General features: G+C 35.1%; 1 pseudogene. It reads left to right on the forward strand.

Annotated features, from left to right (window positions below):
- A pseudogene (locus AC1DRF_RS31795) lies at positions 1 to 233 on the forward strand (group II intron reverse transcriptase/maturase); the annotation flags it as partial.
- Positions 234 to 559: the final 326 nt, after the last annotated feature.

Consider the following 559-nt stretch of genomic DNA (forward strand, 5'->3'; position numbering starts at 1 on the left):
AGAAACTCTTGCCCTGGGAAATGCATTGTCACCATAAGCAATTATGGAGTGAAACAAAGGATGACAGCTACAAAAACCTTACCATCATCAAACCAAGTGTCCATAGACTAATACACACAACAAAAAAAGAAACCATAAACCAACTACTCAATGAACTAAAACTCAATGAGGAACAGTTAGACAGACTTAACAAATTACGAAAGCTAGTCAAAAACGAGGAAATCTGTATTTAATCACAAGTTGAAGTGGAATTAAATTATGAACAACTAGCGTTATTTGCTTAGAATTTATCATTATTAGATGGAAGGAAAACTACAGTATAGGTGGACCGCGGTATGCCGTGAAAGTGGCACGTACCGTGCGGATCGGGGGAAAAGTTAGAGATAACTTCAAAGACTTACCTATCGATAATAGGAGGAAGATGACATGCAAAACAGAGGAATGAAAGTAACAATAGTATATTATAAGGGTGAATACAAAGTATACAAAGATTGTCATTCACCTATTATTGTTTCTTTATAGGATGAAGAACAAGACTAAAAACATGTAGTATCTATAG

This window comes from Priestia sp. P5_B4 (genome assembly GCF_056400385.1).